The following is a 16,793-nucleotide window of genomic DNA, read 5'->3' as shown; positions in this document are numbered from 1 at the left end:
ATTTATAAGGCTACTTTTAAGTCTAATGATAATTTAATTCTATTAATAGCTTCTTCGAGTTGGCTTTCATTAGAGCATAATGAAAAACGAATATAGTTTGCACCATTACTCCCAAAAATAACTCCAGGCGTTATAAAAATATGTTTATCCTGCAACACTTTATCTATAAAATCTTCTGAGTCATAACCATCAGGAAGCTTTGCCCAAACAAACAAACCAACTGATTTTTTATCGTAAGTACAACCTAACTTATCAGCTAATTTGAAAACTAATTTTCTTCTATTTTCATAAACTTTGTTCAAATTATTAAACCATTCTTTTGGCAAATCCAAAGCTTTAACAGCTCCTTTTTGAATTCCATAAAACATTCCGCTATCCATATTACTCTTTACTTTTAAAATAGCTTCAATAAATTTTTCATTACCACAAACCATTCCTATACGCCAACCTGCCATATTGAAAGTTTTACTTAAAGAATTCAGTTCTAAACAAACCTCTTTTGCGCCAGAGACACTCAATATGGATTGTGGATTGTCGTTTAAAACAAAACTATAAGGATTATCATTTACCAAAATTATGTGATGCTTTTTTGCAAAAGCCACCAACTTTTCGAAAAGTGATTTTGTTCCTTTAGCTCCTGTTGGCATATGCGGATAACCAACCCACATTAATTTTACTTTTGATAAATCTAATTTTTCTAAAGCTTCAAAATCGGGCTCCCAATTTTTGTCTTGTAACAAATCATAAAAAACAGCTTTTCCTTCAACCAAATTGGTAACTGAAGCATAGGTAGGATAGCCTGGATTTGGAATTAAAACTTCATCTCCGGCATTTAAAAAAGCCATAGAAATATGCATAATCCCTTCTTTAGATCCCATTAAAGGTAAAATTTCAGTAGCCGGATTTAATGTTACTCCATACCATTTCTCATAAAAGTTTTTCATTCCTTGGCGAAGTTCGAGCAAGCCTTGATAACTTTGATACTGATGCGCCTTTTCATGTGTCATACTTTCTACTATTGCATCTACTATAGATGCATCGGGAGCTAAATCTGGGCTTCCGATTCCTAAATTGATAACAGGTTTTCCTTCTTGCACCATTTGTGCAACTTCTTTCAGTTTTCTTGAAAAGTAGTATTCCTGTACCGTTTGCAATCTATTTGCTGTAGTTATCATACTGGGTTATTTTTATATTCTCCTAAAACTTTAAAATCTTCGGCCATTATTTTTATAATGGATTTTGCTTTTTCATAATCTTCATAATTATCGAAAGTTACATCGACGAAAAAAGAATATTTAAAAGGTGTCTCAATTATAGGCATCGACTGTATTTTGGTTAAATTCAGTTTACAATCGCTCATTACATTTAACATCGCTGCCAAACTTCCTCTTTTGTGATTTAATTGAAATTTTAAAGAAGCTTTACTAATTTCTTCTTTTGGTATTTCTAATTTATCTTTAGACAAAATCACGAAGCGTGTCATGTTGTTTTTAATCGTTTGGATAGATGGTGCAATGATATCTAATTGATACATTTTTGCTGCTGCTTGACTTGCTATTGCCGCAATTCCAAGTAATTTTTGAGTTGAAATTCTTTGAGCAGTTTCAGCTGTATCTTTATCTTCTACTAATTTGATATGTGGATATTTTTGTAAAAAATCCATACACTGTAACAACGCCATAGGATGCGAATGAACTTCTTTAATGTCATCGATATTTTGACCTTCCAAGACCATCATATTTTGCTGAATTGGAATAAAATACTCTCCTATTATTTGAAAATTATTCTTGTCAATTAACGCATAATTAGGAATAATAGATCCGGCAATAGAATTTTCTATCGCCATTACGGCTTGTTTACTTTTCCCGTTGCTCAAGCTTTTAGCCAAATCTTCAAAAGTTAAACATTCATCAATATTTAAATCTTGTTTATAGTATTCTAAAACAACTTGATGATGGAATGACCCTTTAATACCTTGAATTGCGATTTTACTTTCCATAAATCCAAAAAAAAATCCCGAAGTATTACCTCGGGATTGTTGTATATATTTTTATATTTTTCTAGCTCAATTACTTTTTAACATAGCATAACAACAATCCCTTTTCTCTCCAGAAAAAGAAATAATAAAAGTTGTTAAAATATGTTACGAAATTTTTCATCTGTTATTTTCAGTTAAGCAAATATAGAAATTAAATTGAATTGCTAATCTAATTTTTAATAAATTTTAATAAGGTATCTACTTTGTGTTGTTCTTCAAATGCACCTCCAAAGTAGTTTGTTACAGTTGCAGAAGTATCGTCTTGAATTCCTCTTGAAGAAACGCATAAATGTTTAGCATCTATAATAACAGCAATATCTTCTGTATTTAAAATTGATTTTAGCTCATTCGCAATTTGCATGGTTAATCGTTCTTGCACTTGTGGTCGTTTTGCAAAATATTGCACAATTCTATTAATTTTAGATAACCCAATCACAGTTCCGTTAGAAATATAAGCAACATGTACTTTACCATAAATTGGCACAAAATGATGTTCGCAATTTGAATAAAACGTGATATCTTTTTCAACCAACATTTGATTGTACTGGTATTTATTTTCAAAAAGTGCAACCTTTGGTTTATTTTCTGGCTTTAATCCTGAGAAAATTTCTTCAACATACATTTTAGCTACTCGATCAGGTGTTCCTTTCAAAGAATCATCGGTTAAATCAAGCCCTAAAATTTCCATTATTTCTTTAAAATGGAAAGAAATCTTCTCTTTCTTTTCGTCATCCGACATTAAAAAAGCATCTTTTTTTAAAGGTGTTTCAATTGTTGTGAACATGTGATTATCTCCAATTTCATCTGATGAAAATTGAACTAAATTCAGATTTTTGGTATTCGGATTCTTTGTCATAGCATTTGTTTTTTTGTATTACTAAAAAGATCAATAACTCAGAGAAATTAATCCGTTATCTTGAATGAATATTTGCCCTGTTATTCCTTTTGAATCGTCTCCTAAAAGAAACTTAACCGTTTGTGCCACGTCTTCGGGTTGTAAAATTCGTTTAAGTGGGTGTTTTGCCTCCATGTTTTCTACAATTTTTTCATTTCGTAAAATTCCCGAAGCTAAAGGCGTATTTACAATTGATGGCGCAATGGCATTTACTCTAATTTTTGGAGCCAACTCTGCCGCAAGACTTTTTGTAAAACCTTCTACGGCTCCTTTTGCTGCTGCAATACTGGCATGAAATGGCATACCTCGTTGTGCCGCTACTGAACTGAACAATACTATACTAGCACTATCAGAAGCTTTTAAACTAGGCAAATAATTTTGGATAACTTTTACTGCGCCAAAAAAATTGACCTCCATATCGTTTTTGTAATCTTCATTCGTCAACCTATTAAACGGTTTTAAATTAATAGTTCCTACTCCATAAACGATTCCGTCTAATTGAGGCAATTGCGGTAATTCCTCTTGTAATACATTTAATGAAAAATGTTCGCCGTTGTAATCAAAATCGGGTTTTGTTTGCGAAATCATGTAGCAAAAGTCACCATTTGCTGAAAGTAGTTTTACTACTTCTTTTGTAATTCCTTTGCTTCCGCCAATTATTAAATATGTTTTCATCTTTTGCTTATTTTATTTCCTGTTATTTGTCTTTGTAAGGTACATTTGAATCGATTTATTTCTGGATTGCGTTTGTGTAAATGCTTTTGACTTACGCCAGAATTTACTCGTTTGCGCCAACGATTGAAAGAAGAACGCTTTAATTCGGTTCGCATTAATTTAATGACTTCTTTTTCAGGTAATCCAAACTGAAATTCTATTGCTTCAAAAGGTGTTCTATCTTCCCAAGCCATTTCAATAATTCGATCTATTTGCTCAATATTTAGTTCCAAAATCTTAAAAATTTCTAGTTTCTAATAAATGGTTTGCTCGTTTTAAAGCTTTTGACAATTCCGTTTTATCCATTTTATGCAACAGTGCATACATCATTTTCATCCTTCTATTCTCTTGTAACTTTTCTCTGTTTCGATCTAAAAAATTCCAGTATAAACTATTAAACGGACAGCTATTTTCTTCATACTTCGTTTTCTTATCGTAACTACAATCAGAGCAATAATTACTCATTTTGTCGATATAATTTCCAGAAGATACATAAGGTTTAGTCGCTATTTTTCCACCATCAGCAAACTGACTCATGCCACGCGTATTTGGTAATTGAACCCATTCAATTGCATCAGCATAAACTCCTAAATACCATGCATCTACCTCATCGGGTTGGGTTTCCATCAACAAAGCAAAATTTCCTAAAACCATTAACCGCTGAATATGATGTGCATATCCATTGTCTAAGGAGTTTTGAGCACAATTTGCTACACAATTCATTTTTGATTTTCCCGTCCAATAAACATCAGGCAATTTTCGATTGTGATTTAAAAAATTTCCATTTTTCATTGTATCGAAATGATTCCAATACATCATGCGAACATATTCGCGCCAACCAATTATTTGACGAATAAAACCTTCTACTTGTGCTAATTCGATTGCATCTTGGTTTTCATAAAAATAAGCTTCGGTTTTCTCTACAATTTCTTTCGGACTTATCATTTTTACATTCAAAGCAAATGATAAATTTGAATGAAAAAGCATTACTTCTTCAGTATGCATAGCGTCTTGATACGTCCCAAAATGAGGCAACAGATACTTTAAAAAATAATCGAACTGCGCTAATGCTTGTTCTCTAGAATTTGGAAATTGAGAAATCTTAGTTTTTTGACCGAACGTTTCAATTTTTGCTACTTCTAAATCGGTAATAATTTCATCAACTGAATTATCAAAGGTTAAGACTTTTGGAACCTTAAATGCTTCTTTCCATTTGTTACGATTTTCTGTATCATAATTCCATTTTCCGCCTAATGGTTTTTCATTTTCAAGTAAAACATGATGTTTCTTCCTTACATAACGATAAAAATTTTCTAGTAGTTCGTATTTCTTTTCTTTTCCAAATTCCGCTAATTCTTGTAATGAACAATAAAAATGTTCACTATCAAAAGCTTTTACAGCAATTGAACTATTAGTTTTTAGTTCTTTGAATTCATCATACAATCTTTTTTCATCTGGAAATTGATAATGAACTTCTTCAATGTTGTATTTATCAATTAAAAACTGAATATTTTCAGTAAAACTCTGTTTGTTTTCTTTATCGGTGAGTTTATAATAAACTGTATTTAGTTTTTGAGTTTGTAACCAATGGTGAAAATTTCGCATCGCATCGAAAAACGCCATCACTTTTTTGTAATGATGCATTACATAATCCGTTTCCGAACGCAATTCCATCATCGCATATAGATAATTTTCTTGATTTTTTTCTTTAAACCAAGAATGATTTGGGTTGAGTTGGTCGCCTAAAATAATACGTAAAATCATACTTCTACTTTATTTTTAGTTAACCATAAATTGCGAAAAACATGAAAACTATCGTAATTTTTAGCTTGTAAATCGATATTGAATTTTCGATCACGAGGATCGTTCCCTACACCTGCTAGATAATTCCAATTTCCATAATTGGAATGCACATCGTAGTCAATCAACATAGACTCAAAGTAACTCGCACCTATGCGCCAATCTTGTTCTTTTTCTTTTGCAAAATAGCTCGCCACATTTTGTCGGCCACGATTACTCATCCAGCCTGTTAATTTCAATTCAAGCATGTTGGCATTTACAAAATCATATTCTGTTTTACCATCTATCCAATTTTGAATTATCGTTGGGTTTTGTTTCCAATGATACTTTCTATCTAAAATCCCACTTTGGTAAAACAATGCATCGCCAAATTTTAAACTTACACATTTGAAAAAATCGCGCCACAATAATTCAAACAAAACCCAATAGGTTGATTCGTTTGCTATTACTTCTTCTTCAAATTTTCTGATTTCCTGATAAATTATTCTTGGTGAAAGAGATCCATTTGCCAACCAAGCAGAAAATTTTGTACTATAATTTACACCAACAAGTTCGTTGCGTGTTTCTTTGTAGGTTTTTATTTGTTGAAATTCCCAAATGTAATTTTTCAAATGCTTTAAAGCACTATTCTCTCCTCCTTGAAATGGAAATGCGGAACGATGATCTATTGATATCGATGCATAACCTAAATCTTCTACTGTTGGAATTTCTTTTGAAAAAGATAACTCGACTGAAGTAAATTTTTCATTTGGAAGTTCAATACAATTTTTAACATTCCAACTTTGTTCTACTTTTTTACGATAAGTTGTGAAAACATTTGGTAAATCTTGTATTGAAAAAGATAAATCTTCAGGATGAATTAAAAATTGATCATAAAATGTATTCCAATTTACATTTAGAAATGTTGTTTTAATTTCATTTTCTATGGCACGTTCTTCAGAAGTCCATTCGTTTTGAGAAATAATTGTATCGAATGGGAATTCATTGTAAATATCTCGAAATGCTTCCGATGCTGTTTTTTGAAAAACATATAATTGAATACCAAATTTGGAAAGATTTACTTGTAATACATGTAGTGTTTCTAATAAAAATTTTGCACGGAAAACTTCCATTTTCTTCCAACCATAACAAGTTGGTTGTAACCAATTCGGTTCAATGCAATACACCGCAATTACTTCATCCTCTGGAGCAATATATTTCCAATAAGAAGCATCGTGTGTTCGAAGATTATTTCGAAACCAAAGTATTTTTTTATTTCTTTTTTCTACATGCATCACTACAATATTTGACTTCCTCCCAATTCTTTGCCCATTTTTTTCGCCATGAAAAAGGTCGCTCACAAACTAAACAAACCTTAGTTGGTAAATAGGATTTATTGCCTTTAAATGAATTTTTATTCATTTTTACACCCCTAAAGTCCCCTCAAGGGGACAATTTATTTTAAATATTTTTCAAAATCGTTTACTTTTATTTTTGCTTTTATATCGAACATTAAGTTGTACAAACCAAAAAATGTTCGGTTTACATATATAAAGTGTTTCGAACCTCTACTTCCGTTCATTTTTCGAAGTGTTTTATCATTTGAAAACTTCTCACTTAATGCAGCGATTTGTGCAAAAAATGTTGGGTTTGAAAAATCGAATTCTTCCGCTTGGACGGGTTGTGTAAAAACCGATAATAATTCGTGAAACATTTTAGAGAAAAACTCTTTCTCTTTAACTGAATCGGTTTCTTTTAAAATTTCTAATTCGTATAATTTTGCTTCGAAATATTCTTTATCCGCAAGTGCTTCTGGAGTAGCTACTTCAAAATACGGTTTGTAAAACGAATCTGGAATTTCTTTCATACAACCAAAATCAATCGCGATTAAGTTCGCATTTTCATCTACTAAAAAGTTTCCTGGATGTGGATCGGCATGAAATTTTTTCAATTTATGAATTTGGAACATGTAAAAATTCCATAAAGTTTGCCCAATTTTATCTCTTTTTTCTTGTGAAGTTTCCTTTTCACAAAACTCAGAAAGATGCACACCTTTCATCCAATCCATGGTGATGATTCGTTCACAAGAATATTCAGGATAGTATTTTGGAAACTTTAAATTTTCAATAACAGCACAATCTTTTCTTGTTTGTTCACTTTGCGAAAGTTCTAATTGATAATCTGTTTCTTCCGTTAATTTATCTTCCACTTCTTGAAAATATTCATCAGAAGTTCCTTGTAAATTAAACATTCTAACTGCTACTGGTTTTACCAAAGCAATATCCGTTTTAATACTATCTCGAACACCAGGATATTGAATTTTAACTGCTAATTTTTTTCCGTCTTTTTCCGCTTGGTGTACTTGACCAATACTTGCTGCATTTATGGAGTCGGGAGAAAAAGAATCGAATAAATCCTCTGGATATTGCTTGAAATAATTTTTAAATGTTTTACGAACCAATGGTGCTGATAAAGGAGGCACAGAAAATTGCGATAATGAAAATTTTTCTACATACGATTTGGGCAAAAGGTTTTTTTCCATGCTGAGCATTTGAGCAACTTTCAGTGCACTTCCTTTGAGTTCTTTTAATCCATCGTAAATATCCGTTGCGTTTTCTTCGTGCAATTTATCTTTGGTTAACGAAGGATTTATGACTTTTTCGCCATAATATTTTAAGTAATTTCCACCAACTTTTGCTCCTGTTGTAACCAATTTGGCAACACGTTCAATTTTATTGGTTGGAATGGAATCAATTTTTTTCATTTCTTTCTAATTACATATTCATTTTCTCTTTCCAAAGAAATTTTCCAAAATCTAAAACGCTTTCAAAAGGCACATTATACAAAACATCAAAGCTTGCTTTCACCGATTTTTCAATAAAAACATCTGTTTTTTCAAAATTTGGTGAAGTATCATCTAACCAATATTTTAAAATTGCTAAAAACTGAGCCCAAGCTCCTTCAACTAAAACTCTACTTTGCACTTTATTGAACCTTTCAATATCTGATTTAATTGGATTCTCTAAAATCGCTTTCGCAAATTCCAAATAAGAAGTTCTAAGTGATTTTAGTTTAGATAACGATTTTAATTTATTCTTTTCTTGAACCAATAGATAATTTACAAAACTTCTATTTGCTGTTGCTACTTCAAAAAAAGTAAAATAAAAAACCGACAATTTCTGTTTTGCATCATAAGCTTCATAATCGTCTGATTTTTGAATCATTGAAAAAGTGTAATTGAACATTTGTTTGAAAAAATCTTGTTCAATTTGTTCAAAAGACGCAAAAAATTGATAAAATTCAGCTTCTTCAAAACCATTACTTTTTGCAAATTCATAAACTGAATTTGGCATTTTTCCATTTGTAAGAACAAATTCAATGTAATTATCTGAAATTGTTTCGGATGTTATTTTTTCTTTTTAGTTGCCATAATTAAATTTTTTGTTTAACAAATTTACTATTTTTATTAAACAAAATAGATTTTTTAACATACTTTAATATTATTTATATGTAAGTTATTTTTTTACATTTGCTAAAAAGTAATCAATATGTCGATAGTAGTTGAAAACATCTCTAAATTTTATGGTGACCAAAAAGCCCTAGATTCGATTTCTTTTACAATAAAAAAAGGTGAAATTGTTGGATTTTTGGGTCCAAATGGCGCTGGAAAATCTACTTTAATGAAAATTTTAACTACTTATCTTTCAGCTGATGAAGGAAAAGCAGAAGTAAATGGTTTTGATGTTTTGACTCAGTCAAAAGATGTTCAAAAATCCGTTGGCTATTTACCAGAACATAATCCATTATATTTAGATTTATACATTAGAGAATACTTAGCTTTTAATGCAGATGTATATAAAGTTTCCTCTTCAAGAATTGATGAAGTAATTGCATTAACTGGGTTAACTCCAGAAAGTCATAAAAAAATTGGTCAACTTTCAAAAGGATATAGACAAAGAGTAGGGTTAGCTTGTGCTTTATTACACGATCCAGAAGTTTTAATTTTAGATGAACCAACAACAGGATTAGATCCAAATCAATTAGTTGAAATTAGAGAATTGATTAAAAATGTTGGAAAAAATAAAACTGTCTTTCTTTCAACACACATTATGCAAGAAGTGGAAGCCATTTGTGATAGAGTTATCATTATTAATAAAGGAGAACTTGTAGAAGATAAATCGCTTCAATCTTTAACCAAAAATGAAATTGAACATCAAATTATAGAAGTTGAATTTGATATTTTAATAGATGAAACTTTGATTGAATTTGAAAATCTAATTAACAAACAAACCTCAGATAATATAAATTGGGAATTAACTTTTGAATCTTTAGAAGATATGAGACCAAAAGTATTTGACTTTGCCCAAGCTAATAATTTAAAGATTTTACAAATGTCTAAAAAGACTAAAAAACTTGAGGACATTTTTAGAGAAAAGACCAAAAAAAAATGAGTGTTTTAAAACACTCATTTTTTTAATCGTTAGTAGCTAAGTACCTATTTTGTAATTTGTCTAATTCATCATAAACTTGGGCTAAAGCATAGTCAGATAATTGCGCATCGATTGCTGGGTTATAAATAAAATCACTCTCTTTAAAACCATAATCTGTTATAGCTTTTTTTATATACTTTACAGCTATATCTTTTTTCCCTAAATAAAAATTACAATTTGCAATTTCTACATAAACGTCTTTCAAATTTTCGTTTTTAGCCAACTTTATATACTTCTCAAAAGTTTTGATGGCCTCTGTATAGTCTTTTTTTGCTTTTAAAGTTCTAGCTTCAGATAAAATTGAATCAAGTTCCCCAGCGAAAGTAATATTCGCTACAAACAAAATAACGAAAGTGTAAAGTAATTTCTTCATAACATCTGGCTTTTAAGTATTCCTAAATTACGACTTTTTTTATTACTTTAAAAAATATTTTTTCAAAAAAATCACAAGCCTTCATTAATCAGATAATTTTTTAACTAAATTTTTAAGAATTTATTAGTCCAATTAATTTTTTAAGAGTAAAAAACAAAATAATAAATACGATTTTAACACAAACTTTAAATTATTTTGAAAAATACACTTAATCTGATTTTAATGTAAGTTGTCGATATTTTGACAAACTTAATGTAGGTAAATTAAGAGAATGTTATTAGAACATAAAAAAACCTTCATGAAGAAGGTTTTTTATTAAAATATTGATGATGCAATATTTTTAATGTTATCAGATTTTCCCATAGAGTAATAATGTAACACTGGAACTTTAGCCTCTAAAAGCTCTCTTGACTGTGTAATTGCCCATTCTACACCTACTTGACGGACTTCTTCATTATTTTTACAATCTGATACTGCGTCAATCAAATCTTCTGGTAAATCAATTTTAAAAACTTGTGGTAATAATTGTAAATGTCTTTTAGTTGCAATTGGTTTAATACCTGGAATAATTGGAACATTGATTCCAGCTGCTCTTGCTTTGTCTACAAATTCAAAATACTTTTGGTTATCAAAAAACATTTGGGTTACAATATAATCGGCTCCTGCATCTACTTTTTGCTTTAACCATTTCATATCATAGTTCATAGAAGGCGCTTCAATATGCTTTTCAGGATAGCCAGCTACACCAATGCAAAAATCCGAACTGTTAGATGTTTCAATTACTTCATGAAGATATTTTCCTTTGTTTAAATCTTTAATTTGTTTTACAAGGTCAGTTGCGTAAGTATGTCCACCCTTTGAAGGTTCAAAATACTTCTCTCCTTTCATAGCATCACCACGCAAAGCCATCACGTTATCTATACCTAAATATTGACAATCAACCAATAGATATTCAGTTTCTTCTCTTGAAAAACCACCACATAAAACATGTGGCACTGTATCAACTTTATATTTATGTTGAATAGCAGCACAAATACCAACAGTTCCTGGGCGCATGCGAGTAATTCTTCTTTCTAACAAACCGTTTCCTTTGTCTTTATAAACAAATTCTTCACGCGATGTTGTTACATCAATAAAAGGCGGTTTAAATTCCATTAACGGATCAATATTATCGTAGAGTTCTTGAATACTTGAACCTTTTTGAGGCGGAATAATTTCGAAAGAAAACAACGTCTTTCCGTTTGCATTATTTATATGATCTATAACTTTCATTTTAATCTGCTAAATTTGGTGACAGCCATTTTTCGGCTTTCTCAATACTAATATTTCTTCTTTTGGCGTAATCTTCTAATTGATCTTTTTTTATTTTTCCTAATCCAAAATATTTGCTTTGTGGATTGGCGAAATAATAACCTGAAACCGAAGCTGCTGGCCACATCGCCATACTTTCGGTTAACTTTACTCCTATTTCTTGTTCAACATTTAATAATTTCCAAATCGTTGGTTTTTCTAAATGGTCAGGACAAGCAGGATAACCTGGTGCTGGACGAATTCCTTTGTATTGTTCTTTGATTAATTCGTCATTTGATAAAATCTCATCCGAAGCGTAACCCCAAATTTCTTTACGAACTTTCAAGTGTAAATATTCCGCAAAAGCCTCTGCTAATCTGTCTCCTAAAGCTTTTACTAAAATAGAATTGTAATCGTCTAATTGTTTTTCAAATTCTAAAGCTTTTTCATCAACTCCAAAACCTGTTGACACACAGAAACACCCAATATAATCTTGTTTACCAATTTCTTTTGGAGCAATAAAATCTGCCAAAGCGATATTTGGAGCTCCAACCGTTTTTTGCGATTGTTGACGAAGCGTTAAAAAGTTTATAGTTTGTTTGACTTCGACAAGCTCAGTCTGACAAACTACCTCTATGTCATCGTCGTTCACCGTATTAGCAGGAAAAATTCCTAAAACACCTTTTGCTTCAAACCATTTTTCGTCAATAATTTGCTCTAACATTTTTTGAGCATCAGCAAATAAAGAAGTAGCTTGTTCTCCAACAACCTCATCTGTTAAAATCGCTGGAAATTTCCCATACAATTCCCATGACTGAAAAAATGGTGTCCAATCGATAAAATCTACCAATTCAGAAAGTGCAACCTCAACTGTTTTAGTACCAACAAAATTTGGTTTCACAGGCTGATTCGCATTCCAATCTATTTTAAATTTATTTTTACGAGCTTCTTCAATTGATAAGAAATTTTTCTCGCGACTTCTATTCAAATATCCTTCACGAAGTGTATCATATTCTTCACGAAGTCCTTTAGCATAATTTGTCTTAGTATCTGGTTGTAATAGATTAGTTGCAACTGTAACCGCACGAGAAGCATCATTTACGTGAACAACTGTTTCTTTATATTCTGGTGCAATTTTTACTGCTGTATGCGCACGCGAAGTTGTCGCACCACCAATCATAACAGGGATTTTGATGTTCAGCTTATCCATTTCTTTAGCCAAATACACCATTTCATCTAATGAAGGCGTAATCAATCCGCTTAAACCAATAATATCAACATTTTCTTTTACAGCCGTTTCTATGATTTTTTCTGGCGGAACCATAACTCCCAAATCGATAATTTCGAAATTATTACAAGCTAAAACTACTGAAACAATGTTTTTACCAATATCATGAACATCGCCTTTTACCGTTGCCATCAATACTTTCCCAGCACTTGAAGAAGTAGCATCATCTTTTGAAGCTTCAATATAAGGAAGCAAATAAGCAACCGCTTTTTTCATTACACGAGCTGATTTTACTACTTGTGGCAAGAACATTTTTCCGCTTCCAAACAAATCTCCAACCACATTCATTCCTGCCATTAAATTGATTTCAATAACTTCAATTGGTTTTGAAGCCAACAAACGTGCTTCTTCGATATCGATTTCAATAAACTCGTCGATTCCTTTTACTAATGAATGCGTCAATCGCTCTTGAACCGAACCATTTCGCCATTGCTTACGCCTGTTCGCTTCGCTCGAGCCGGCAATAGCTTTTTCATTCGATTTCACATCACCTTTGAAACTTTCGGCTAAATCTAGTAAACGCTCTGTAGCATCTTCTCTTCTATTTAATAAAACATCTTCAACATGTTCTAATAAAATAGGATCAATTTCATCATACACTTCTAACATTTCAGGATTCACAATTCCCATTGTCATTCCGTGTTGAATAGCATGATATAAGAATGCCGAATGCATGGCTTCACGCACTTTATCGTTGCCTCGGAAAGAAAAAGACACATTACTAACTCCGCCCGAAACATGCGCATACGGAAGATTTTCGCGAATCCATTTGGTTGCTCGGAAGAAATCTAAAGCATTTAGTTTGTGCTCTTCCATTCCCGTTGCGACTGGAAAAATATTGGGATCAAAAATGATATCTTCAGCAGGAAAATCTACTTTTTCTACTAAAATATCATATGAACGTTTACAAATTTCAATACGTCTTTCATAAGTGTCTGCTTGACCATTTTCGTCGAAAGCCATAACGATTACAGCGGCTCCATATCGTTTGATTAATTTAGCATGATGAATAAAAGTCTCCTCACCTTCTTTTAAAGAAATAGAATTTACTACTCCTTTTCCTTGAATGACTTTTAAACCAGCCTCGATAATTTCCCATTTAGAACTATCAATCATTACCGGAACACGAGCAATATCAGGTTCGGCAGCAATTAGATTTAGGAATTTAGTCATAGCGTAAACTCCATCTAACATTCCTTCATCCATGTTTACGTCGATAATTTGCGCACCACCTTCAACTTGAGCACGCGCAATATCGAGCGCTTCATCGTATTTTTCTTCTTTAATTAATCGAAGAAATTTTCTAGAACCTGTAACATTAGTACGTTCTCCAACATTAACAAAATTAGTTTCTGGAGTTACGATCAAAGGTTCTAAACCTGATAATTTTAAATATTTATTACAATCTACCTCTGTCATTATGCTACTACTTCAACTGTTCTAGGCTTAAATTCTTTTGCAACTTGTGCTATTAATTTAATATGATCTGGAGTTGTACCGCAGCAACCTCCAATGATATTAATTAAATTTTCTTGTAAATACTCACGGATTAATTCCTGCATTTCTTCAGGAGTTTGGTCATATTGTCCAAAAGCATTTGGTAGTCCTGCATTTGGATGTGCCGAAATATTCAATTGTGTATTATGAGCAAGCTCTTTTAAATAAGGTTTTAACTGATCAGCTCCAAGGGCACAATTGAACCCAACACTCAATAAAGGAATATGCGAAATAGAAATCAAAAATGCTTCTACCGTTTGACCAGATAAAGTTCTTCCAGAAGCATCTGTAATTGTTCCTGAAACCATAACCGGAATATCTAAATTGCGTTCTTCTTTTACTTCTTCGATAGCAAACAAAGCCGCTTTAGCATTTAATGTATCGAAAATGGTTTCTACTAAAAGTAAATCACATCCACCATCAATTAAAGCTTCTACTTGTTGTCTGTAAGCAACTTTTAAATCATCAAAAGTCACCGCACGAAATCCTGGGTCATTAACATCTGGTGACATTGAAGCCGTTCTGTTTGTTGGTCCGATAGAACCTGCTACAAATCTTGGTTTATCGGTAAATTCATCCGCAACTTCACGAGCGATTTTTGCCGATTGAAAATTCAATTCGTAAACTAAATCTTCCATATGGTAATCCGCCATTCCTATAGTCGTTCCTGAAAAAGTATTGGTTTCTACAATATCAGCACCAGCCTGAAAATACAAACGATGTACTTCTTTTACCGCTTCGGGTTGCGTAAGTGACAACAAATCGTTATTCCCTTTAAGAGGATGCGGAAAATCTTTAAAGCGTTCGCCTCTAAAATCTTCTTCTTCAAACTTATATCGTTGCAACATCGTTCCCATAGCTCCATCGAGTACGAGAATTCTATTTTTAATTTCTTCTTGAATTTTTGACATTTTTCTTTCTTCCTTAAGAACTATACTAGCTCTACCATTATTTTCAATTTGTTATCGCAGAAAACCAGAAAGAAATTCTAACGTTATCTTTTTCCGATAAAATCGAAATAGAATGTAGCACCTTCTACAAGTGTAGGGTTGCTAAGCTTTCGCAGGGTCTATTCCCTCCAGCTTTCGTGATAACAAACATTATACCTATGAACACTGCAAAAGTAATACTATTATTTTATTTTCGAAACATATTCTAAAAAAACAAATACAAACTCATTTTATTAGAATATATTTCTACATCAACTTAAAAAATTAAACTTTTTACAACCAAAATGTACTAAACCTGATTTAAAGCCTGATCCAAATCAGCAATTACATCTCTAACCGTCTCTAATCCAACAGAAATTCGGACTAAACCATCAGTAATACTAACCGCTAAACGTTCTTCTTCTGTTAACTTGCTATGCGTTGTTGAAGCTGGATGCGTAACAATAGAACGCGTATCTCCTAAATTAGCTGACAACGAACACAACTTGATTTTATCTAAAAATTGTCTTCCTGCCTCGATTCCTCCTTTGATTTCAAAAGCCACAATATTTCCACCTAATTTCATTTGTCGTTTTGCTACTTCATATTGTGGATGCGATTTCAAAAATGGATATTTCACAGAAGCGACATTCGGATGATTTTCTAAAAACTCGGCCACTTTTAAAGCATTTTCGCAATGTTTTTCGATACGAACTGGCAAGTTTTCTAAACTTTTTGACAACACCCAAGCATTAAAAGGCGACAAAGCGGGTCCGGTATTACGAGAAAATAAATAAATTTCACGAATTAAATCAGAACGCCCAACGGTTACTCCACCTAAAACTCGACCTTGACCATCAATCAATTTCGTAGCAGAATGAATTACTAAATCAGCACCAAATTGTATTGGATTTTGCAAATAAGGTGTTGCGAAACAGTTATCGACTACAAAAATCAACTTATGCTTTTTAGCAATTTTGCCTAAATATTCTAAATCCAAAATATCCACCGCCGGGTTAGTTGGAGATTCTACGTAAAGAATTTTAGTATTCTCTTGAATTTTAGACTCAATTTCTTCCGGATGATTTACATCGAAATATGTAGTTTGAATATTCCATTTTGGAAAATATTTGGTAAACAACGTATGCGTTGAACCAAAAACACTTCCTACAGAAACAATGTGATCACCCGCATTCAACAACGTTGCTAATGTTCCGTAAACTGCTGCCATACCAGTTGCAAAAGCAAAACCATCTTCTGCTCCTTCCATGATACAGATTTTCTCTACAAATTCAGAAGTATTTGGATTTGAAAAGCGACTGTATAAATTTCGTTCCTTATCTTCGGCGAATGAAGCACGCATATCTTCTGCGTCTTCAAATATAAAGCTTGACGTTAAGTACAACGGAACGGAATGCTCTTGAAATTCTGTTCGTTCCACTTGCGTGCGAATAATTTGTGTTTCTAATCCTAGTTTGTTTTGTGTGCTCATTTGTTTGT

The 16,793-nt window shown here is 32.0% G+C and carries 16 protein-coding genes and 1 riboswitch; of the genes, 1 reads left to right on the top strand and 15 read right to left on the bottom strand.

Annotated features, from left to right (window positions below; translation table 11 throughout):
* Positions 1–2: 2 nt before the first annotated feature.
* The 10 genes from GCU34_RS12395 to GCU34_RS12350 form a co-directional block, all read right to left on the bottom strand.
* Complete coding sequence (locus tag GCU34_RS12395) at positions 3–1,175, bottom strand: pyridoxal phosphate-dependent aminotransferase (RefSeq protein ID WP_072781581.1); 1,173 nt, start codon at positions 1,173–1,175, stop codon at positions 3–5.
* Positions 1,172–1,999 (bottom strand): prephenate dehydratase, encoded by an 828-nt coding sequence (locus GCU34_RS12390; protein WP_072781582.1) that lies wholly within the window; start codon positions 1,997–1,999, stop codon positions 1,172–1,174. The genes GCU34_RS12395 and GCU34_RS12390 overlap by 4 nt, the downstream gene beginning before the upstream one ends.
* Positions 2,000–2,207: 208 nt before the next feature.
* A complete protein-coding gene (gene folE / locus GCU34_RS12385; protein ID WP_072781583.1) occupies positions 2,208–2,894 on the bottom strand; it encodes a GTP cyclohydrolase I FolE in 687 nt (228 codons plus the stop codon).
* A 30-nt stretch (positions 2,895–2,924) separates the two neighbouring features.
* Complete coding sequence (locus GCU34_RS12380; protein WP_072781584.1) at positions 2,925–3,608, bottom strand: SDR family NAD(P)-dependent oxidoreductase; 684 nt, start codon at positions 3,606–3,608, stop codon at positions 2,925–2,927.
* Positions 3,605–3,880, bottom strand: a complete 276-nt coding sequence (locus GCU34_RS12375; protein ID WP_227658686.1) for a TIGR03643 family protein — start codon at positions 3,878–3,880, stop codon at positions 3,605–3,607. Before GCU34_RS12375 ends, GCU34_RS12380 begins: the two co-directional genes overlap by 4 nt.
* A gap of 4 nt (positions 3,881–3,884) precedes the next feature.
* Positions 3,885–5,411, bottom strand: coding sequence for a cryptochrome/photolyase family protein (locus tag GCU34_RS12370; RefSeq protein ID WP_072781588.1), 1,527 nt, complete (start codon positions 5,409–5,411; stop codon positions 3,885–3,887).
* Positions 5,408–6,721, bottom strand: coding sequence for a DASH family cryptochrome (locus GCU34_RS12365; RefSeq protein ID WP_072781590.1), 1,314 nt, complete (start codon positions 6,719–6,721; stop codon positions 5,408–5,410). The genes GCU34_RS12370 and GCU34_RS12365 overlap by 4 nt, the downstream gene beginning before the upstream one ends.
* A complete protein-coding gene (locus tag GCU34_RS12360) occupies positions 6,699–6,848 on the bottom strand; it encodes a DUF2256 domain-containing protein (protein ID WP_072781592.1) in 150 nt (49 codons plus the stop codon). The genes GCU34_RS12365 and GCU34_RS12360 overlap by 23 nt, the downstream gene beginning before the upstream one ends.
* A 34-nt stretch (positions 6,849–6,882) precedes the next feature.
* Positions 6,883–8,190, bottom strand: a complete 1,308-nt coding sequence (locus tag GCU34_RS12355; RefSeq protein WP_072781594.1) for an ABC1 kinase family protein — start codon at positions 8,188–8,190, stop codon at positions 6,883–6,885.
* Positions 8,191–8,200: 10 nt separating this feature from the next.
* A complete protein-coding gene (locus tag GCU34_RS12350) occupies positions 8,201–8,779 on the bottom strand; it encodes a TetR family transcriptional regulator C-terminal domain-containing protein (RefSeq protein WP_193702245.1) in 579 nt (192 codons plus the stop codon).
* Between the two features lie 195 nt (positions 8,780–8,974).
* Between GCU34_RS12350 and gldA the strand changes: the two genes are divergently transcribed.
* Positions 8,975–9,877: a gliding motility-associated ABC transporter ATP-binding subunit GldA gene (gene gldA / locus GCU34_RS12345; protein ID WP_072781598.1), complete on the top strand. Its 903-nt coding sequence runs from the start codon at positions 8,975–8,977 to the stop codon at positions 9,875–9,877.
* 22 nt (positions 9,878–9,899) lie between these two features.
* Here gldA and GCU34_RS12340 read toward each other — a convergent pair whose 3' ends face one another.
* The 5 genes from GCU34_RS12340 to GCU34_RS12320 form a co-directional block, all read right to left on the bottom strand.
* Positions 9,900–10,289: a tetratricopeptide repeat protein gene (locus GCU34_RS12340; protein ID WP_072781600.1), complete on the bottom strand. Its 390-nt coding sequence runs from the start codon at positions 10,287–10,289 to the stop codon at positions 9,900–9,902.
* Between the two features lie 315 nt (positions 10,290–10,604).
* Positions 10,605–11,561, bottom strand: a complete 957-nt coding sequence (gene metF, locus GCU34_RS12335) for a methylenetetrahydrofolate reductase [NAD(P)H] (RefSeq protein WP_072781602.1) — start codon at positions 11,559–11,561, stop codon at positions 10,605–10,607.
* A gap of 1 nt (position 11,562) precedes the next feature.
* The gene (gene metH / locus GCU34_RS12330) at positions 11,563–14,286 is read right to left on the bottom strand and encodes a methionine synthase (RefSeq protein WP_072781603.1); all 2,724 of its coding nucleotides are present in this window, start codon (positions 14,284–14,286) and stop codon (positions 11,563–11,565) included.
* Positions 14,286–15,275 carry a homocysteine S-methyltransferase family protein gene (locus GCU34_RS12325; protein WP_072781604.1) on the bottom strand — a complete coding sequence of 330 codons (990 nt, stop codon included), beginning with the start codon at positions 15,273–15,275 and terminating at the stop codon, positions 14,286–14,288. The genes metH and GCU34_RS12325 overlap by 1 nt, the downstream gene beginning before the upstream one ends.
* 80 nt (positions 15,276–15,355) lie before the next feature.
* Positions 15,356–15,461, bottom strand: a riboswitch (SAM riboswitch).
* Positions 15,462–15,603: 142 nt separating this feature from the next.
* Positions 15,604–16,785, bottom strand: coding sequence for a trans-sulfuration enzyme family protein (locus GCU34_RS12320; RefSeq protein ID WP_072781606.1), 1,182 nt, complete (start codon positions 16,783–16,785; stop codon positions 15,604–15,606).
* Positions 16,786–16,793: the final 8 nt, after the last annotated feature.

This window comes from Flavobacterium haoranii, assembly GCF_009363055.1.
Taxonomy (GTDB): Bacteria; Bacteroidota; Bacteroidia; order Flavobacteriales; family Flavobacteriaceae; genus Flavobacterium; species Flavobacterium haoranii.
This window is presented reverse-complemented; position numbering and strand designations above follow the sequence as displayed.